A 20,929-nucleotide genomic window follows, 5' to 3' on the forward strand; every position below is an offset into this window, starting at 1 on the left:
ATATCTTATGTTTAGGTGGTTGTAGCATGGCTGTTAAAAATTATGTAAAAGAATATAGAATACAAAATAATCTAACACAGCAAGATTTAGCACTGGCTATAAATGTTTCTAAACAAACTATTTATGCAATAGAAAGGGGGATGTATAATCCTAGTTTAGAAGTGGCTATTAAAATATCAAAAGTGCTTAATGAGGATTTTCAAAAACTTTTTTTTATTGAAGGAGAAGATTAGAATGATTATTTTCAATTTTTTAATTATTGTCTTTTTAGTTTATTTAACATTTAGAATCGTTAATAAATATAGAATACTAAAAATCCCTGCCAATCGAGACGAACGAACAAATTTTATAATTTCAAAATCTTTATCTGAAGTGGCTTTAGTCATATTTTGTGTTGACTTTTTTCAAGGTCTATTAAATATAATCTATTCCATTGTATATCCCGGAATTGAGGTTCCACACCTAATAAACATAGGGTATGGGGAGAATAATGTTATTTCGATTTATCCTATTGTGTTTGATATAATTGTATTTTTTATTTTTTGGAGAATAAATAAAAAAAAATATGGAAATATTTAACAAGATAAGTATCCGATTAAAAAGATCGGATACTTATCTTTGTAAAATAAAAATCATGTAAAGTGAATCACGCAATTATTCGAATATTTAGCACAATTTCTCCATAAACACCATCTCGGTTCTATTTCTTGAGAACTATAGGTAACCCAATTCATTATGATCATCTCCTTTTTATCTGTCGTTTCCATAAGCAAAGCATATTAAACTTCCACAAGGCTTATTTTTATTGCAATTTCTAATTATACACAAAGATCTTGAGTTATCATTTGTGGTTGGCAGTGATGTCCAATTCATAATAGCTATCTCCTTTACCAATTTTTAAGACAAAATCTAGTTACGCAATATCTGATAATACATGCCCCTTCTTCGTTGTTTGTCCAACAACCTTTGACTACACAGGTGTCTCTAGTGCTTAAGTCTAGGGAGTTACTTTCTTTTATCCAATTCATAAAATCACCTCCGTATGAATACGTGAATAAAAAGATGGCGTATTAATAATCCATAAAACAAAATCTAGTTACACAATATTTAATGAGACAAGCTCCACCTTCATTGTTTGTCCAACAACCTTTAACTACACAAGTATCTCTTGTAATTAAGTTATCTGATAGATTTGCTTTGTTTATCCAATTCATCTGTTATACACTCCTATCTAACCATGAATCCAACAAGTATCATCATTTCTTTTATTACAAGCTAACCTAAAAATACACCATCTTGGTTCTATTTCCTTAGTCATTTTAAAATCTGCTGCAATCCAGTTCATGTTCATTCTCCTTTTGATTGATATATATTTCACAATGTGTTTTACACCCTTTAAAGATATTTATAAATACTAATAGAAAACAATTGTTTACAATTAGTATTTTTTAGATTAGAATTGTGCTATTGAATATTTTAGTCGGGATATGTTTGTGATGAAATTATCAAAGTTTAATATCGAAAAAATTCTGGATGAAGGCTTATTGATTTACAACTCTTACTCTTCAGGAGTTTTATTTTTAAACGAGGAGTATAAAGAGGCGTATTACGCCATTAAAAATCAAAATTTCTATAAGGAAGATTTAGTGAATGAATTAAAAAAAGGAAGTATGTTAGTCGAAGACAACATGGATGAAATAGGATCAATAAAATTTAATAATAATTTGATAAGATCGAATGAAAATTCATTGTCATTGACTTTAGCTCCAACTATGGAGTGTAATTTTGCATGCCCGTATTGTTTTGAAGAAGGTTATAGACATAATAAAATGACCCCAATAGTTGAAAAAAAAGTTATTGATTTTATCAAAAATGATTTTGAAAATAAAGAAAGGTTAGATATTTGTTGGTATGGTGGAGAACCTTTGATGGGATTGAAAAGTATTATAAATATTACTAAGGCTCTGTGGGAAATCCCCAGACTCAAAGAGAATTATTCTGCGGATATAGTGACAAATGGATTTTATTTGAATAGAAAGAATGCATTAATTTTAAAAGAACTAGGGATTAAACGAGCTCAAATAACTTTAGATGGGCCACCTGATATTCATGATACAAGAAGGGTGCCCCAAAATGGGAGGCCTACATTTGAGTCAATTATGAATAATATTCAAGAAGTTTGTGGCATAATTAACATTTCAATCCGAGTTAATGTCGACAAATCCAATATATCAAGAGTTGTTGAGATTTTAGATATTTTGGATGATCGAGGTCTTAAAAATAAAGTAGGTTTTTATATTGCCTCTGTTGATGATACGATGGATGAGAATCCAAATCCTTTATGTTTCAATGATAAAGAGTTCTCCTATGAAGAAATAGAATTTTATATTGCAGCTCTAAAAAAAGGGTATAACTTGATTAATGTCCCTGGACAGTTATTAGGTGTATGTGGAGCTGTGTCATTAAATAGTTATGTTATTGACCCATTAGGAGATTTATACAAATGTTGGGATGAAATAGGAAGAAAAGAATTCTCTGTAGGTAATGTATTTAAAGGACCAGAATTCAACAGTGTACTTTCAAATTATTTGAATTATGAAGCAATATCAGATGAAAAATGTATAGATTGTGCTGTACTTCCTGCTTGCATGGGTGGATGCCCCAATATTAACATTCGAACTAAAACAAGAAGATGCAGTTCGATTTTATATAATGCTGAAAAAGTCATGGAGTTACTTTATACTAACTCTTAATTAAAATTAATCCATTCAAGAAAGGTACATATCTATTCTTGGATGGATTTTCTATGCTCAAAAGCGGAAGTATGATTATCATTTAAAGGGTCTACTTTATTAGTATATATCCATAATTCAACAGGAAGCTCAGTCAACAAGCTTTTTTAGTGAATATACTTCTTCTCAACAAGAATTGAATACAGCGATTAATCAAGTAAAGGATTGTAAAGCGTGGAATGCCTCTACAGGGACTTTTGATATCAGTAAGTTAGATATGAACTGGGCAAAAGCTATTACTACTCGTTGGAAAAATAGAGAAGTAGCTAAAGCAAAGCAAAAAGAAGAAGCGTTTAATAACAACTTAAAGAAACTAGAAGGCTATACTATTTATGCATGGCCATATGAAGACCCTGTAACTGGGAAGGTTTCAGTTAATTGGTTTATAGATAAAGATGGCCGCAGACTTGATAATAGTGAATTACAAAACTTCTTAGAACAACATGGAACGGAATTAGATCCCAGTTATTATCAAATTGTCGATTGGAAAAAAATCAGAGATTTAGAGAATGATGCCTTAAGACGAGGAGAAACCTATATAACAGGTCAAAAATATGAAGGACTATCAAAAGGTTCTATACAGTTGAGTGGCTATATTTCGACAGGATATGCATTCGCACAAGATAGTGGACTATATGACCTTGCTATGATGGCGGGGCTTTCTTATGCAGGTTCTAAAGCGAAGGTTTCAACTCCAAAGAAATCTAGTGGGACTAAACCTCCAAAAACTGATTTTGGTGCAGAAAATCCAGTCTCTGGAAAAGACTGGAATAATTACTTTAAAGATAAATATGGTGCTGGAAATGTCCAATGGAAACCCACGTCATTCGATGATATAATAGCAAATCCAGAGCGATTGTATGGAAGTACAAAAAATGAAGTCAAATCTGTTTTAGGATCTGGATGGATTGAAGATACATATGGCTCTGCTGGAAATGGTTGGAAGTTTATTAATAAAGGAGATGGAATGATATTTTATCATCCAGGAGAAGGAATCCACGTGGGTTCATATTATGGTTTCTCATCAGGAACAACAGGAAGAGTAAAAGTAATAAGACCTAGTGATAATTATGTTCCAACACTGGATGATGGTGCAACTTTAGTAATAATAGAATAGAGGTGAGCAATTTGAAACAATTAACAATTGGGGATTCTTTCAATGGTTTTTTAGATAGTTTGAAAGTTAAAAGTAATATAGAAACTATGAATGACCAAGAGCTGTACGATTACATTTTTGAAGTTTTTTTAGGTGATGTGGTGGCATATTTTAGTCCTTATACTTTAGATAGACTAGAAAAAGAAGGGATTATCGATGAAGAAATTTATAGTGTCTCAAAAAATATAAGAGATGAACTGTTTGAAATGATAAATGGTCCACTATGGAATACTGATTCAGTAAGAAATTCAAAAATATGGACTAACATATTTGAAAGATTAAGAGAATTAGATATCTTAGTCCATAAAAAATGGACAGAAGAAGAAATAGCGTACTTAAAAACAATATAAAAGGTGCTTCCCTTTACGATTGGTATAGGGAAAAGATAGCTACAAGCTTGGTCTGATAAAGATATAGCTAAATGGTTAGAAAACATGAAAAAAGGTAATTTTGGGGACAATCCAAACGATGCACAATACATTGAAGATGGGATAAAAGATTATAAAAACCGAAAGGGGAGTAATTAATGTACCCCTATAGAAAGAGGCTATATACATACTTACTCATAGTATTTGCGATAGTAGCTTTACTTTTTAGTTTTTTAGTTTTTATAAACTACACCAAAATATTCGCAGGATTGGGCTATAAAACACTCAATCCAGGACAAGAGATAGTGCTAAAAGTTGAACCGAAAGTAAAGCAAGTGGATTACGATTCCGTACTTAGAATTGAGAATAAAGATGGCATTAAGTTAAAGTTTAGTACAGAATACGATAAAGAACTCTGGCATGATTTAACAACAGATATATTTTATGATACAGTAACAAAACAAAAAACAGAATTTGTTACTGTTGACGGTGAGGTTGTTGAAAAAAAAGCTCCCATAAACAAAAACGATGGTGTAAGTTTCGACAATAATCACTTTGTAATTGAGTTTAAAGGGGAAAAAACGTTTGATGTCACTAACAATAAGAATTACACTATAAAAATAGAAAATGTATCAAACTATTCTGGAAAAGTATATGTATCTGTAGAAAACACTTAGCTAGTTATTTAACCTGTCGATTCAGATAACTAAAGCATTTTACCAATTTTACGATTGGTGAGCTAGATTTGTGAAATTAAAATAGTCTAGATAAAGATGGATTATAGATGAGTGTTTTCTTATCATAACAGCAGTTGATACTTTCTAGGGCTGATTTACTTATTAATATGATGAGGTTAAACTAGCGTATTCATCTCAAAAACAACTATATATTATATCTATGAAGATCAATCATCTTAAATGGTGGTTGGTCTATTTTTGTGTTTTAAGGAGGAAAGATAATGTTTGATAACAAAGAAAAGCGTTACATCACGAAGGGAGTGAACGAACAAGTATCAAAAGAAATTCACCTCTATTGCTGGCAATTGATCGACAAAAAAAGAAGTGAAGCAGAATTAGACTATTTACAAATCTTTGAGTTCAATCCAGATAACCAACGCCAAGCAATTGAAGTGATTCCTCGACAAGAAGAACCTTTTTTCATTGAGTATCATACCTACACCATAAAGGGAAAGATAGCTGATTTCCAAACAAAACCTGCGCCAGATGTTTTTTTAGAAGCAGCTAGACAATTAAAAGTTCCTTCACAAAGATGTTTGGCTTTTGAAGATACCAAAAATGGTGCTTTATCAGCAAGTAGGGCAGAGATGACAGTTATCGGTTTTCAAAATCCTGATTATCCGCCTCAAGATTTATCTGTGACAGATAAGGTGATAACCTCTTTTGGAGATTTGAGTGTAAAAGAGTTGATCTCTTATTGAGTAGTTGTTTCTGTTTTAATAATTTGTGATGGGCTCCTATAATGGAAATGTGGACAAATTGTAATAGAAGAAAACTTACAGAAAGTTGATTTTATTTAGGTGAATAGTATCCTATTGTAAAGTACAAAACGTGAAGTAATCCAATGTAGCAATATAGGTGTTTCTTCACGTTTCTATTGTTTTAATCATCTATCTATGGTGCTACGATGATAACAAATGGAACTACTACAGCCAATAATAAAATAGACATACTAATCTCTCCTATCTTAAATTCTATTACTACCTTTATCATAACAGAATTTAATTTGATTATAAACGGTATTTAAACTTTAAGTATAAAATAGATTGATATGTGGTATAATTTTACAAAAAAGGAGTATATCTTATGAATGTAAATGAAACATTGCTCTTTTTTAGACAAAATATGAAGTTTACACAAAAAGAAGTATTACCTTATCATGATACTTCCGCTTATTCTAGAATTGAAAGCGGTAAACGAGAAATAAAGATGTCTGAACTAACAGCAATTCTTAATAAGCTTTCTATTTCACCAGAAGAGTTTATCTGTCATTCTTCATTGGACGATGATCAAAAAAAGTTTAGACAATTATTTGAATATTGCGCTACTCATCTTACGAATCAAAGTAAAAAGAAAGAATTACTTCACTACTATAATCAATTGAAAAATATAGAAAATCAATCATTAAAGGAACGTTCCAATTTTATTGCGATTAAGGTGTTCTTTTCAAATCACTGGTCAGAAGTTGAGCAAGTGACAAAAGAAGGATTAAATGATAGTTTTACTTATTTAAGCAAAAAATCATACTATGTTCAATATGATTATACATTGATGTCAAATATTATTTTTCTTTTAGAAGAGCAACAAGCTGAACTATTAATAAGAAGAGCGATTCCAATAAAAGATGAAGAAAATCGAAATACAGTAACAAAACAATTTGCATATAATTTAATTACTAATCTGATTACCTCCAAACTATATAGTAAGGAATATGGGAAAGTGCAAGACTATTTAGTGCTTGCTAAAAAGCAAAACCCAAAAAATAAGAATTATAAGTATCACATGAGCGTTAGTTATTTAGAAAATTTATATTTATATCTAACTAAAGGAGATTATACGTACATCAAGAGTGTCTATGATTACATTCATATCCTTCATACTATTGGAGAAGAACAACTTTCTATAATGACTGAGAAAGAAGTTGAGCAGTTGACACTTGCTAGGATAGATTCACCTATTAATACGATGAAGGTGAATTAGTTATCTAGCTCAAAAATAATTATATATTATATCTATGAAGATCAATCATCTTAAATGGTGGTTGGTCTATTTTTGTGTTTTAAGGAGGGAATAAAATGTTTGATAACAAAGAAAATCGTTACATCACGAAGGGAGTGAACGAACAAGTACCAAAAGAAATTCAACTCTATTGCTGGCAATTGATCGACAAAAAAAGAAGTGAAGCTGAAACAGAATTAGACTACTTACAAATCTTTGAGTTTAATCCAGATAATCAACGCCGAGCAATTGAAGTGATTCATCGACAAGAGCAACCATTTTTCATCGATTATCATACCTACACCATAAAGGGAAAGATGCCTGATTTCCAAATTAAAAAGTTATGGGTGATCGATGATCGTAGTCATCAAACCATGTTATTACCAGAAGATTATTGATTGGTATTTTTCTAAGAACCAACTACAACAATCATAAAGGAGAAAAACATGAAAACAAACCAACCGAGAAAACGTGTAGCTATTGTCAGTCTTGAACTGGTAAAAGAAGCCTCAACTTTTTACGCCGCTAGAACCTGTACTAGTCCACAAGCTGTCTATGAGTTGTTCGCTCCGTTTATTGAAACAAAAGATCGAGAACATTTGGTGGTTGCTGGTTTAAACGTAAAAAATGAACCAACGGCTATTCAAGTGGTTCATATAGGAACCATCAATCAGTCCCTCGCTTTTCCTAGAGATATCTTAAAGATGGCGCTCTTATCAAATAGTGTGTCTATTTGTGTTGGGCATAATCATCCTTCAGGGAGTGTGACCGCTTCATTAGCGGATATTGAATTTACTGCGAAGTTAGAAAAAGCCTGTCGATTGCTTCAAATTAATTTACAGGATCATTTGATAATTGGTAGTGGTGGAAAATATCTGTCTATGAAAGCAGAAGACTATATAACCGATAGTAAGTAATGAAGCCTCATGAGGGAAGCTCATAAGGTTATTTTTATACCATAGAAAGGAAAAAAGCCATGTTAAATGAAGCAATGAACATTTTACAAAAACAAATGCATCTTGTAACAGTAAAAGAGGAATGGAGCTATGAATCTGTCACACTGGAGAGAGAAGAACTAGACGAAGCTACTCTTCCAGAAGGAGCCAAAAAACAATTACCAAAACTAGTAATGACCCATTTGTATTTATATGTAGATAAGCAAGACAATGAATATGTCGTATATTTTATTACTGATGTTACGATTAGAAAACACATTTGGCACATGTGTTCGGTCTCGCATCGCTAGGGATATTGTTAGGGAGGTGCGTAACGAAATTAAAAAAAGAGAAAGATTTGCTTTAGTTCATACAAAATTCTCTCTTTTTTTATATGCTAATAGTATTTTTATCTCTTTTTTTAAATAAAAAAATTATCGAAAAAAAGAGATAATGGTGCTATCCTTCTGATTTTATTAGTAAATAAGAAGGACAGTACCAATCTATAAGTTCTTAGAAGTAACTATACTAAGAATTATTGTTGATTTTCAATAAATATCTGAATGTCTTCCTTGATTATATTAAAAATGAACTAATAAAACAACCTTTTTTTCATTTTTTTCTTTATTTTGGAAATATTCATGAAATTAAGACAAAAAAGGATTATTTTATACACCGTCAAATAAGCCGTCAAGAAAGGATGACTAATATGCCTCGAAAAGGTGAAAATATATACAAAAGAAAAGATGGTCGTTGGGAGGGACGCTATAAAAAAGGGCGTAAAGAAAACGGTCAACTAAAATATGGGTATATCTATGGAAAAACGTATGGAGATGTCAAGCATCGCTTGTATACGTATAAACTAAAATATCAAACCCTTATTCAACTAAAAGGAGAAGCTGCTATTTCTTATGAGGATTGGGCATTTTCTTGGATGCATGACCATCAACAGGTGCTGAAAAGCTCAACATATCATACGTACTTCTATAAATTGACACACTACATTTTTCCATTGATTGGGCACATTTCATTAAATGAATTAGATGATTCCACTATCCAACAAGCTATTGATACATGGCAAAGCCAAGGATTAAAGGCCACAACGATTCATGTGCTCTATCAAATTTTGAAAAAGTCCTTGAATGAAGCCTATGTGCAAAGAAAAATTCTACATGCTCCTTGTCAACGAATACAGCTGCCCAAAAAGAAGCGAAACAAGGGAAAAGCCTTATCGAAATACCACCAATCACAGTTAGAAAAAGAAGCGAAAACACGCCCACTTTATCAAGGTCTCCCAGTGTTGTTGGCTCTTCATGCGGGATTACGGATTGGTGAAATTGCGGCGTTACATTGGGATGATATTGATCTGGATCAACGAACGATTCATATACGTCGAACGTATCAACGAGTCCCTCTCATGCGTATGGGTGAACGGACTCAATTAGTATTAGATCAAGCCAAAACGGATTGTTCTAATCGAACGATTCCTATGACGTATACCCTGTATAAATATTTAAGAAGATGGAAAAAGAAAGCGCCAGGCCCTTTTGTTTGTTCCAACAAACAAAAGCCTACCGAACCACGGGTATTAACCTACTATTTCCATAAAATAAGGCAGAAATGTGCCCTTTTTTCGGTAAACTTTCATCAATTGCGTCATACGTTTGCGACACGTTGTATTGAAGCCAAAGGGGATGTTGCTTCGGTTAGTAAGCTATTGGGCCATACATCAACACAAACAACGTTAGATATCTACACTGATTCTTTTTTAGAGAGTCGCAAACAAGTGATCCAACAAATGGAACAAGCGAAATAATAAAAAGGAATAAAATAAAAAAAATAGTTGTTTTTGTGTAGATACATTGCACTTCATCGGAATGTTAGCGCTTTCTTTTTTGACGCTATTTACAAAGAAAAAATCGGAAGGTACAGCGTGGTTTCTTCTCAATTCTTTTTATGATTGAACGAGAATCATTTTTTTACGCCGTCAATGGTAGTCAACAAGGGATGATAATCATTAGTAGAATCTTCTTTTGAGGATAGCACTTAGTATAGTTACTTCTAAGAGAACAACTGCGCACGCAATAACTTTTTTAGACACAGTAGCGGTAAAGAGAAAGTTTTCACAGAAATTACCGATTAGTCTACGCTACTTCCCCATGATAGAAAGGAATGAAAGAAACTCATGTCAGACTTAGGTGTCATTGACCAGCCGTTGCTAGATAATGAACGGTGGTTTAAACAGTTAGCAGAGGAGCAACACTCATTGGCTGTTATCCACGAAAAAGAAGAGTTAGCTTCTTTTTCTGGTGTCGTTATCCCATTGACAGAAAAAGAGAAATTACCAGTTGTTGTGGACTGGTTACGAATATGTCAAACGAATCCACACTTGTTTGTTTGGATCTTTTCTACGATTGCACTTGATTATGAACAAGAGCTGTTAATGGAGTTGGGCGCAAATGCAGTGGTTACGGATGAAACGCAAATTCATCGGCTATCTCTCATTATAAAAAATACGTTTCAACGAACGAAGGAAACGGCGTCTGGGCATCAGGAAGAAGGTGATCGAACGATTGTGAATGAGCAGAATCAATCCATTTCTGTGAATGGTCGGGAACAACTGTTAACAAGGAATGAATACCAATTACTTAGGCTGTTATATCAAAATAAAGATACGTGTGTGTCGTATGATCGCTTGATCACTACGATTTGGGTGAACAATGAAAAAGCAAACTTATGTACATTGGCTAATGTTGTCTTTCACTTAAGAAATAAAGTAAAAGGCAGCGAAGATTTCACCATCAAAACGATTCGAAATAAAGGGTACATGTATAGCGTAAATAAGTAATTTGTGAGTTTAACTAACATAATAATTAGATAGATAGGTCATGGATAAACAAGAAAAATAGTGAATGTCTTCCGTTTTTTTTAATAAAGTACTTCTTTTTACTATGAAAATAAGTCAAGTAAAGAAGTTTAATCACTATAAAATAGCTAACAGCGCAAGTTAATGAAACACAATCATATTTTTATAGTAAAACAGAATGGAGAAAAGTTCAATAATTAAGCCTTAAAGTAATAAGAATGTTAGGGACGAAAGGGTAGTCAGTCGAATGAACAGTAAGTATAAACAAAAAATGAAATTCGCTTTACTAAGTCTAGTGATTTGGAGTTTCATCCTGATAGGGAAACCGGCTAAAGCAGCAGAAGAAGAACTTCCATTAGGATTTGAAGTGGAAGCAGTTATCCCTAATACACAAATTGATAAAGAAAAAAAATATTTTTATTTAAAGACTGAACCAAATGTTCCGCAAAGGGTAGAGATAAAAGTTACCGGGAAATCGGAAACACCCACTAAAGTAAAAGTTTTTATGGCGAATGCGATTACTTCGGAGGGAGGAACAGTTGCCTATAAGGCGGGGATGGAGAAGGACCCAACACTCACTGAGTCGATTGAAGAAATTATCACCGTAAGTGACCCGGAATTTGAAATAAAAAAAGACGAGGAACGGACGGTCACACTGACAATCACTCCGCCAAAAGCCTCTTTTGAGGGAATCAAATTGGGGACTGTTTATTTTCAACAAGAAAATGAAGAAGAGTCAGAAGAGAAGAATGCCATTACTTCAGCCTATGCCTATCGCATAGGCATGATTTTAGCAGAAAATGAAGAAGACTATTCGAATAGTAAGACCCTAAATCTATTAAGTGCAAAAGCAGAATTAAGTCACTCATTTAAAACCATTCAATTAGAATTTCAAAATCCAGAGCCTAAAATGATTGCGGACGTCACGATGACTGCCTCTATTATCGATAAAAAAACGGGAAAAGTTGTCAAAAAACAGAAATTAGAAAATGGCTCTATTGCCCCCAATAGTCGGTTTAAATTTGGGGTTGATTGGGGAATAGATATTATTCCCGCAGGGAAGTATCAAGCTAAAGTAGGGGCGAAAAGTCGCTATGACTCGTGGACACTAGAAAAAGACTTTGAAATATCTGCCTCTACAGCGAAGCAAATGAATGAAGAAGCTTTGAATAAATTGACGTTACCGGAGTGGGCGTATTTCAGTATTGTTGGAGCTGGACTGTTGACCGTACTAGTCGGTGGTTACCTAGTGATACGGCAAAGAAAATGGAAACAACGAATGATCAAACAAAAGAAAAACAGAAAGCGAAAGGAGAAAAAAAATGAGAAGAAAAGAAAAATGGATTAAAGGGTGTTTGATTGGCTTGTTGGGCTGTTTATCTTTGATGACTATTTCTCCTGTCTATGGGGAGGCAGTCGGGACAGAGACAGGAATTGGATTTACTCACAGTAGTGAAACAGAAACAACGACATCCACAGATCTGTCTGGGACAGTGCCCTCTGTTCCAGCGAATCCAACAACCAAACCCACTGGACGGTTGCCAATGACAGGTGAATTGTTACAACCAATTATGTTTTTACTAATCGGTTGGTTTTTCGTTCTATTGATTGGGGTTTTATTTTTCAAGAGAAAACACCCATTAGAAGGTGAGTGCAAATGAGTATCTATGTATGGATTGCGGCAAGTGGGGTGATTGGTCTGATTGCCTTGTTAGTTTTTGTAGGGACATTCTTGAAAGACCGGAAGTCCAAGAAAAAATTGGGGTATTCATTCAACGTATTACTGCTTAATTACTTGTTATTACTGGTATCAATTGGTTCTTTTTCCTTGATGGTTTATCTTTTTGTATCGGTAAAAAATCAATTGATGCAATTGGGTGGATAATACACTAGCTGGATACTTAAGTTCTATAGATTAGCACAATAACTTTCTCTACAAGCAAAAATCGGAGGATATCATGAATAAAAAAGTAGTAGTAGGATTAACAACAGCGGCAGCATTTAGTGCAGTATTGATGGGTGGAAACAACGTTCATGCAGAAGAAGCAACAACCAATAAAATGACAACAGATGGATCTATTTCGTTTTTTAGCGAAAGCACACCTGGCGGTGGACCATTCCAAAGAAGCCTAGTTTTGGCGTATGTTCCAACAACTTTTGATTTCGGAAATCATGATGTAGCAGCCACTGCAACAGCAGCAACTTATAAACAAGAATTTGGTACAAATGAAGACGGAACACCTAAAACAGCAGTGAAACAATATCTAGCAGTTTCTGATGATCGTGCAGATAAAAAGAATGGTTGGTCAGTAAAAGCGACATTGAATGAGTTCCAAAATACTGCAACAGATGATAAAGGCGTTAGTACTGTAACGAAATTAGATAAAGCAGAACTATCATTTAATTTAGGAACCGCACAAAAGTACAATATTGATACAAAATTGTCAGATGCAGCTAAACCAGCAACACCAACACCAGCGATCACAGCAGACAATGCTTTGAGCGCGATGACACCGACACAATTAGCTTATTACGCCGCTTCACCAGCAACAGTAACGTTGGTGGCAGGGGCAACAAAAGAAGTGGAAGTATTAGACTATGCGACACAAACACAATCAGAAGCAACTACCTTAGCAGTAGCGAAAGAAGTATCTAGTGTTCAATTAAAAGTAAAAGATCACAGTAATGTAAAAGATAAGAAATTTACAAGTAAAGTGAACTGGACATTAGCAGAAGACCCAGCAATCTAATTAATAGAAACTAACGAACCACACAATACATCGTAGAGGAAGTTATTGTGATAATCTATAGAACTTAAGTGAAAAATAAATGTTAGTAACTATCTAAGCTTTTAAATGGATGTTAGTTGTTTGGAAACTCAAGAAAAGACTTTAAAAATAATGCTATATTGCTTAGCTATGTGAGTATAATCAGTCTGTTTGGCTGTATGTGATAATTGTCTCACGAAAACAAAAGAATGGATACTGAATGCGAAAGTAACCGATTTATTTCAATCCATCACAAACACTAGCCGAAAGTATAACCTATAAATGAGTGCATCGTTTCAATTGGAGAAAGTTATTGTAACAATCTATGTACCAAAAATAGTAGCAAGAAGAAGAAGTAGAAACTGTCCATACAAGAATAATGTAGATAGACAGGTAGAAATATGAGGTGTGAACCATGAAAAAATTAAACAAAAAAAGAGTAAAACTTTTAATAGGGTTAGGAGTGATTAGCTGTTTAGGACTATTTCTTTTTAGATATTATAGCCAAGAGGAAGTTATCAAAGCCAATCCGGACAAAGAAATTACAATTGATACAGGTTTAACGCCAGATATAGCAATGACTATTCCAAAAGACGCGATAGATATAATCGAACCAAAAATTGATAAAACCCAATACAAAGACTATGTTCAAGGTAGTGATGTATCAAGAGTCAGTGAACCAAATACTTTTTCACTCTATTCTAGTAGAAGTAATTATGCCGGTGGTATTTTATCGAGTAGCAATAATATTATTCCAGTACCTTCAGGAGGATTTATCGTAAGTATTTATGATGCTCAAACTGTACCAGCATATGGTCGTCGAGTATTGTACTACCTAGATAATGAAGGAAAAGTACTGGGTTATTATGATGTTATACAAAATGGGACAAGATTTGAAGACTTAACGAATTTATCTACGTATGAAAAAGACGGGCGATTCTATTTCAGTGTAATAGCTTACTTAGGAGGAGAGTCAAATTTATTGGATATGTCAGTAGATATTAGCGGAGATGCATCTATAGCTCCGGATAAAAAATTCAAGATAGAAACACAAACAGCAACAGGGGTGAGTATTGCAGGAAGTTTGTTTGAGGAGTTTAATATTAATGGGCAAAACTTTCCAAATGTAACTTTTACAAAAATAAACATTGTAGATGATAATGTACTTAAAGAAAGTAATTTAGTTAATGTGCCAACGCCCTTAATTAGTTACAATGCCGACACGAATACTTTTACAAAAATTACGAAGGATATACAAATATACAATCCAGCTCAAACCAAGGAAGGAAATCTTGCTGGGTACCCTGGTTTTGAGACACCACAAGTCTCTGGTAATAGCGTCGCAATCGATATGCTAAAAAAAATAGATGATGATAACTATTTAATTACAACACGAGCGTATAGATATAAGGCCAATACAACTACAAACGAAGCCCTTGTGGTAAAAGCTGTATGTTTATATGATAAAGATTTGCAATTTAAAGAAAAACTATATGTTTCCTCTGTGGGTAACTCTAGCAAAGGGACAGAGGAAACACTTAATTACTTTCCAAATATCAATGATTCAGGTAATTTTTACTTTTATGCTTTTTCCCCTGTAGAAAAGGGCAATTTGCTTGAAATAAATGTTAAAAATGAAACTAAAATAATCAGTAAATTAGAATATCCAGAGGGAACTTCTCTTTTAGTAAAAAAATCAACTGATTCAGAAAATTATTCTTATATTTTGAATACGAAAGGTGATTTGCCAGCATTATCGGAGTATGGAATAAATAGACCTAGTATCGTAAGTGGTGATATGGATAAAGATTTTACTATTAAAAACGTTTCTGTATTTGATGTTCCATCAGGAAGTTATACACTAAATAAAATAATTTCATTAGAGGATGCGGGTTCTGATTCTAAGTTTGCTATTTTTGGAACAGTTAAGCCAGATTCGTTTAGCGAGTTATCAAAGGTATTTACTCAACAACTACCAATTGATTCTTTTGTTAATACACAACAGACATATACTTATTTTGGCACGTTCAATCGAATAGTTGATTATGCCCCAATTGTAAAAAAAATGCCTAATATGATTTATGATATCACTCAAAAAAATTCTGATCAAGATAGTAAAAATGAACGTTTATTAAAGGATGTTGTTGTATACGATACTAATGATACTAACTCATTATTTTATGGGCAAGAATGGCTAAACGACCGTTTTCAAAAAAATCCCAAAAGTTTTGATATGAATACTGATAAATACACTCAAGCTATTGATTGGGAAAAATTAGGTTTTGAAGATAATGATAAAGTTGGTCCTAACAGAGTTACTTATTTCGCTACAGATTCAAATCAATCCAAAACCTCAACTTCACGGTGGGTGAATAAAGTTGATTCCAAAACAGTCTACGATGAAACAACTACAAAAGCAGCCCTTCGAGCAGAAAACTTTACTATCAAGTTAAGTGATCTAACAGAACTACAAAAAACTGGCGGGTTAACACAAGTCTTATTGACTGGACAAGATACAACAAGTAAGTATGGGAATGTGTTGGCATGGGATTCGGACGCAGGAACGAATTACAATACAGATGTAAAAGTTGATCCAATACAATTAGCTGCTATCAATGCAACTAAAAAATTTGGTAAATTTCCCTTAACCTATACATTGACTAAAAATGGGAAACCTATTACAAGAGATACATATGTTTATGTGATGGGCAACAATAGTGAACAAATAGGGAAAAATGGGACGACTATTTTTAATACGGAACCAATTTCTCTGCCGTGGGATATTACGTCCACGCTGAAGAAAGAGGATCTTAGTAAACAAGTCATGGGTGATGGAAAGGTCGTTGCTTATGATTTTGAAACAGGAGAAGACATCACAGAAAAAGCAGTCACTCCAGTAGAAACAGATATTGTAGATCTACAAACTGTAGAGCCGATAGATAAAAGCAATCCACCTGCAGCGGATAAACCGAATCCAATAAAAAAAGTTCATTATGAGATCAAACGAGATACAGCGGATGAATCAAAGACAACAACGGTAGGGACGCCAGTAACGGTATATTATCGATTTGTGACAGTCACGATCAACTCGAATGATGAAGATGGGAATGCGTTATACGATAAGGATGACAACCCGTTAACCTATAAGAAAGAAGACAAAACGTTAGCGATTGCTCCCATTGTTTTGGATGACCAAATTGTTGGGAAAACAATTAATTTCACAACCTTAGAAAGTATTACGGAATCAAAAACTGCCGCTACAAACGGGACAGGGTATGAATTTGTCGATTATTTTAAAGCAGATAATAAAACAAAAGTAACGACACCAAGTGCGGTTCCTATTCAGTGGAAGGACGCTGATGCAGAGATAGATCCTAATGTGTATATTTTACAATATAAAGGGTTATTACGTTTTATAACAATTCCAGCAACGATGAAATTTGATTCAAAAAATATTCGCGCATTTGATCAAGAATCATCGGCTTCCAAAGATAATTCTGCTTTAATCGTTGGAGACAATCGAAAGACAACGGGCGAAGGAGAGGTCAAAGGAAATTGGAAAGTCACTGTGAACGTGGCCAGTGATTTTACCCTTCAAGAAGAGGGCTCAACTGCGACACTTCCTGGTATTTTGTATTATGGAAATACGATGATAAAGAAAACCGAAGGAACAACCATAAAAACCAATTCAACAGCCACAACAAAAATAGATATTCCGTTGAATAATACGAGTAGCTTTAAGTTGAAAATTCCAGCTGGAAAAGCACAAAAAGGAACGTATCAGGCAACCGTTAATTGGGGATTAACCAATGCACCATAACTAACAAATAAGAATTGTAACAAACATATAAAGGTCGTGCTCATTAATGTATCTCATTAATGTTTCACATAAAAAAAGGAAAGTAGGAATATAAAAATGAAAAAAACAGTAGCAACTGTCGCTTTACTAACAATTGGTGGAGCAACAATTCTAGCAGGACAATCAGCTCAAGCAACAGAAGTAGGAAGTACAACGACAAATGGTACCGTGTTATTTACAGAAAACGACGGTGTAGGTGGATTGATCAAACCAGGAACAGAAAATACAACTATCAAATTAGAGGAAGGGGCTTCCACAAAGGGCAGTCTTCGTTTGACAAATGTTCCTCATTTTAGATTTGGCTCTGTAAAAGTATCAGCACAAGCGCAAAATTATCCATCTCTTTTGACCAGTTACCAAACAACGAAAACAGATGCAGATGGAGTAGTTACACCAAGTGGTACGGATGTAAAAATCCCACAATTTGTGCAAGTAGCAGATGAACGTGGAAAAAATGGTATTTTTAAAGTGACTGCGACTGCCACGAATTTTACTGAGCAAGGGGTGGCAGAAGAGGATACAGCGGATGTGTTAGAAAATACTCGTATCCAATTTTATAGTCAGAAATTAACAAATAATGTATTAGATAAAACATCAGGATCAGATATTACAACAATCTTATCTGGCATACAAAATAAATCGTTAACAACGACTGCAATGGCTGAATTGAATTCTACGCCATTAACTGTTTTATCAACAACAACCAAGGGTGCGAATGCGTCTATTTCTTCAGTTGTTTTTGATGGATCATATGATAAAGATAAAGATTATAGTACGATTAAAGATGATGTGGAAAATAAAGAGAACGATCAAGTGAAGTTACATGTACCAACAGGTGAATCACCTAAAAGTAATGTGACATACTCCTCAACGATTACTTGGAGTTTAACAGACGCATTATAAAAAGATCAAAGTGGAAATGGATAGCTAGCCATTTCCACTTTTTACTAAGAGAGAAGGAGAAGTACATGCAAAAACAACGACAACGAGTTATTCTAGGATTTCTATACATAATGATAAGTAGTATTTTTTTTCTTTTCCCTATTAGAGGTCAAGCAGAGGTAGGAGATATTTCAGTCAAAGCGATCTTACCTGACAATCAACATAATTCAGAGGTAACGTATTATGATCTACGAATGACTCCTGGACAAACACAAGAAGTCGAATTGGCGATCTATAATGCTGGGGAGAAGGAAGAAATCGTTACAATCGCCCTAACAGATGCCCGAACAAGTATGAATGGAGACCTTGATTATTCCATTGTCGAAGGATATAAAAAAGATTCCAGTCTGAAGGTGGCGTTAACGGATATCGCAACGGTAGCTCCTACTGTCACCGTCCCAGCAAAAGGAACGATTACAGTACCGATTCAGATAAAGATGCCGCAAGACTCCTTCGATGGCATGATTTTAGGTGGAGTTACGGTGACACAGCCAAAAGAAAAAGCAAGTACAGTTAAAAAAAGTAAGGGAATGCAAATTGAAAATATGGTCTCTTTAACCGTAGGCATAAAGCTAACAGAATCAGATAGTCCTGTTAAAGCCGCACTAGATTTTGTTGGATCAAAAGCAAGTCAAGAAGCAGGACGAAATCAAGTCGAAGTGACGTTGCAAAATCAAGCATCTACGAATCTAGAACAGATTGATTATGACGCGAAAATCTATAAAAAAGGAGGTAAAGAAGTTCTACATGAGCGCCAAGTCAGTGGGTATCGTTTTGCGCCAAGTTCTAGTTTTACCTATCCAATCAGTTGGGAAAGCGAGCGATTTGAACGAGGCACCTATCGTGTTAACTTAACAGCCGCATCAAAAGAGACGGGTCAAAAATGGCAGTGGGACGAAGAGTTTGAGATCACTGCAGAGGAAGCAAAGACCTTAAATGATAAAGCGGTTGATTTAAAAGAAGGAATAAATTGGCGATATATAGTCATTGGTGCAGGACTTTTGATACTTTTACTAGTTCTCGTATTTTTCTTGTTGTATAGAAAAAAGAAAAAAGAGGAAGAACGAAAGCGAGCAGAAGCAAAGAAGAAAAAACTACAACAAAAAAGAAAAAAGAAGAAAAAAAGTGATGGTTAGTTCATTTTAAGACTGTAAACAACATTCCAAATGTTTACAGTGGAATGTCAACACTTTCCTGTACAGAAATTATAAGGCGCTTTAGACAGAGTTCTGTTATTAACTGATTGCCGTTGACAACGAGCCGTCATAGGCTGCGATGAACTGGCATTATTGCCCTCAGGTTTAAGACAGGGGCTAGTTCCCTATAGACTCTCACACCTATGCTCATTGTCAACGAATCGCTATGCCAATCGCTGTCCCTGTTGGTTATGGATTCGAAACGCAACAGGGGATTGATAGTTAAGTGTACTATGCAAATGCTTGGTGTTGTACCAATGCACATAATCAAATAATTCTCGAGATAACTGCTCTTGACTGTTAAACGAGTACTGATAAATGAACTCAACTTTCAAGGTTTTAAACAGACTTTCCGCAACGGCATTATCATAAGGATAGCCTTTCTTGCTTAAGGATCGCTGAATTTGGAACCCTTCTAAAACGCGATCAATTAGCTGATTATCAAATTCATTCCCTCGATCCGTATGGAATAACTGAATATCTGTCAAAGGACGTTGAACTTGTTGAAATGCCCGTTTAACTAACTCCGCATCCTTCCGCGGTCCTGAGCTGTACCCCACAATTTCTCGATTGTATAAATCAACCAATGTACAAATATAATGCCACTTACCGGCGACCCTAACGTAGGTTAAGTCACTGACAATTGTGGTCAAAGGTGTTTCTTGCGTGAATTTTTGGTTCAGAACATTTTTAACTGCTGACTCGTTTGACTGACTTTTCTTCGGTTTGAAATGGGCGATAGTGTAAGTTGAAATTAAGCCCAGCTTCGTCATTTTTTGCGCTATTCGTCTTCGTGATACACGTTTATCAAGTTTCTCTAGCTCTTCTTTGATTCGTCGCGTTCCATAGCTATTGCGGCTCTTACGGAAAATAGTTTGAATCTGCTGTTCCAATTGAACGTCCTCTTTTTTTCTTGTTGCTTCATAGTAATAAGTACTTCTTGGCACGTTTAAACATCGACACATCGCTGCTATTGGGTATTTATGGCGATTATCCTTAATTACTTGGATTCGCATCCGAATATCAGCGCCGCTTGTTTTAAAATATCATTTTCCATCATCAATTGTTGGTTTTTCTTTTTCAGATCAAGTAGTTCTTGTTCTTGGGGAGTGCGGTTATCTTTTTCCTTAAAGGACCCTGACTGATGGTGTTGTTTAACCCACTTATCAAAGGTAGATGGGTTTAAGTCGTAGTCGACGATGATGTCTTTGCGGCTCTTGCCATTCTCATAAAGTGCGACAATTTGGGCTTTAAATTCTGTTGTAAAGGTTCTTCTAGGTTTTCTGGACATGTGGTTTCACTCCTGATTGTG

The 20,929-nt window shown here is 34.4% G+C and carries 21 protein-coding genes; 20 read left to right on the forward strand and 1 reads right to left on the reverse strand.

The genetic code is table 11. The features are described 5' to 3' along the window. Positions 1-26: 26 nt before the first annotated feature. From IGJ50_RS01295 to IGJ50_RS01390, 20 genes are all read left to right on the forward strand, one after another. The gene (locus IGJ50_RS01295; RefSeq protein WP_429948491.1) at positions 27-233 is read left to right on the forward strand and encodes a helix-turn-helix transcriptional regulator; all 207 of its coding nucleotides are present in this window, start codon (positions 27-29) and stop codon (positions 231-233) included. A 1-nt stretch (position 234) separates the two neighbouring features. Then, positions 235-579, forward strand: coding sequence for a hypothetical protein (locus tag IGJ50_RS01300; protein WP_429948493.1), 345 nt, complete (start codon positions 235-237; stop codon positions 577-579). A gap of 917 nt (positions 580-1,496) precedes the next feature. Next, the gene (locus tag IGJ50_RS01305; protein WP_429948495.1) at positions 1,497-2,753 is read left to right on the forward strand and encodes an SPASM domain-containing protein; all 1,257 of its coding nucleotides are present in this window, start codon (positions 1,497-1,499) and stop codon (positions 2,751-2,753) included. Positions 2,754-2,928: 175 nt separating this feature from the next. Then, entirely contained in the window at positions 2,929-3,909 is a 981-nt protein-coding gene (locus tag IGJ50_RS01310; RefSeq protein WP_429948497.1) for a hypothetical protein, read from the forward strand. A gap of 11 nt (positions 3,910-3,920) precedes the next feature. Then, a complete protein-coding gene (locus IGJ50_RS01315) occupies positions 3,921-4,298 on the forward strand; it encodes a hypothetical protein (protein WP_429948499.1) in 378 nt (125 codons plus the stop codon). A 176-nt stretch (positions 4,299-4,474) separates the two neighbouring features. Next, the gene (locus IGJ50_RS01320; RefSeq protein WP_069640247.1) at positions 4,475-4,993 is read left to right on the forward strand and encodes a hypothetical protein; all 519 of its coding nucleotides are present in this window, start codon (positions 4,475-4,477) and stop codon (positions 4,991-4,993) included. Positions 4,994-5,274: 281 nt separating this feature from the next. Continuing rightward, positions 5,275-5,754, forward strand: a complete 480-nt coding sequence (locus IGJ50_RS01325; protein ID WP_429948501.1) for a DUF960 family protein — start codon at positions 5,275-5,277, stop codon at positions 5,752-5,754. 385 nt (positions 5,755-6,139) lie between these two features. Further along, positions 6,140-7,033 (forward strand): helix-turn-helix domain-containing protein, encoded by an 894-nt coding sequence (locus IGJ50_RS01330; RefSeq protein WP_429948503.1) that lies wholly within the window; start codon positions 6,140-6,142, stop codon positions 7,031-7,033. A 95-nt stretch (positions 7,034-7,128) separates the two neighbouring features. Further along, entirely contained in the window at positions 7,129-7,449 is a 321-nt protein-coding gene (locus IGJ50_RS01335) for a DUF960 family protein (RefSeq protein WP_429948505.1), read from the forward strand. A gap of 48 nt (positions 7,450-7,497) precedes the next feature. Continuing rightward, the gene (locus IGJ50_RS01340) at positions 7,498-7,968 is read left to right on the forward strand and encodes a JAB domain-containing protein (protein WP_429948507.1); all 471 of its coding nucleotides are present in this window, start codon (positions 7,498-7,500) and stop codon (positions 7,966-7,968) included. A gap of 59 nt (positions 7,969-8,027) precedes the next feature. Beyond that, a complete protein-coding gene (locus IGJ50_RS01345; RefSeq protein ID WP_429948508.1) occupies positions 8,028-8,297 on the forward strand; it encodes a 4'-phosphopantetheinyl transferase in 270 nt (89 codons plus the stop codon). Positions 8,298-8,695: 398 nt separating this feature from the next. Then, a complete protein-coding gene (locus IGJ50_RS01350; protein ID WP_429948510.1) occupies positions 8,696-9,802 on the forward strand; it encodes a tyrosine-type recombinase/integrase in 1,107 nt (368 codons plus the stop codon). Between the two features lie 369 nt (positions 9,803-10,171). Beyond that, positions 10,172-10,834, forward strand: a complete 663-nt coding sequence (locus tag IGJ50_RS01355) for a winged helix-turn-helix domain-containing protein (RefSeq protein WP_429948512.1) — start codon at positions 10,172-10,174, stop codon at positions 10,832-10,834. Between the two features lie 265 nt (positions 10,835-11,099). After that, complete coding sequence (locus IGJ50_RS01360; protein WP_429948514.1) at positions 11,100-12,200, forward strand: DUF916 and DUF3324 domain-containing protein; 1,101 nt, start codon at positions 11,100-11,102, stop codon at positions 12,198-12,200. Further along, positions 12,175-12,513 (forward strand): LPXTG cell wall anchor domain-containing protein, encoded by a 339-nt coding sequence (locus tag IGJ50_RS01365; protein WP_429948516.1) that lies wholly within the window; start codon positions 12,175-12,177, stop codon positions 12,511-12,513. The genes IGJ50_RS01360 and IGJ50_RS01365 overlap by 26 nt, the downstream gene beginning before the upstream one ends. Continuing rightward, positions 12,510-12,737, forward strand: a complete 228-nt coding sequence (locus tag IGJ50_RS01370; RefSeq protein ID WP_429948518.1) for a hypothetical protein — start codon at positions 12,510-12,512, stop codon at positions 12,735-12,737. The genes IGJ50_RS01365 and IGJ50_RS01370 overlap by 4 nt, the downstream gene beginning before the upstream one ends. A gap of 73 nt (positions 12,738-12,810) precedes the next feature. Continuing rightward, positions 12,811-13,602 carry a WxL domain-containing protein gene (locus tag IGJ50_RS01375; protein WP_429948519.1) on the forward strand — a complete coding sequence of 264 codons (792 nt, stop codon included), beginning with the start codon at positions 12,811-12,813 and terminating at the stop codon, positions 13,600-13,602. Between the two features lie 433 nt (positions 13,603-14,035). Beyond that, the gene (locus IGJ50_RS01380) at positions 14,036-17,440 is read left to right on the forward strand and encodes a hypothetical protein (protein ID WP_429948521.1); all 3,405 of its coding nucleotides are present in this window, start codon (positions 14,036-14,038) and stop codon (positions 17,438-17,440) included. A gap of 96 nt (positions 17,441-17,536) precedes the next feature. After that, complete coding sequence (locus IGJ50_RS01385) at positions 17,537-18,382, forward strand: WxL domain-containing protein (RefSeq protein ID WP_429948523.1); 846 nt, start codon at positions 17,537-17,539, stop codon at positions 18,380-18,382. A gap of 65 nt (positions 18,383-18,447) precedes the next feature. Then, positions 18,448-19,557, forward strand: coding sequence for a DUF916 and DUF3324 domain-containing protein (locus IGJ50_RS01390; protein ID WP_429948525.1), 1,110 nt, complete (start codon positions 18,448-18,450; stop codon positions 19,555-19,557). Positions 19,558-19,781: 224 nt separating this feature from the next. Here IGJ50_RS01390 and IGJ50_RS01395 read toward each other — a convergent pair. Then, positions 19,782-20,908, reverse strand: a protein-coding gene (locus IGJ50_RS01395) for an IS3 family transposase (protein WP_429948526.1) whose coding sequence is annotated in 2 segments (ribosomal slippage) — positions 19,782-20,653 and positions 20,653-20,908 — 1,128 coding nt in all. Because the reading frame shifts where the segments join, the coding sequence is not laid out codon by codon here. Between the last annotated feature and the right edge of the window lie 21 nt (positions 20,909-20,929).

Origin of the sequence: Enterococcus sp. AZ101, from assembly GCF_050499005.1 — a bacterium.
Taxonomy (GTDB): domain Bacteria; phylum Bacillota; class Bacilli; order Lactobacillales; family Enterococcaceae; genus Enterococcus_L; species Enterococcus_L ureilyticus.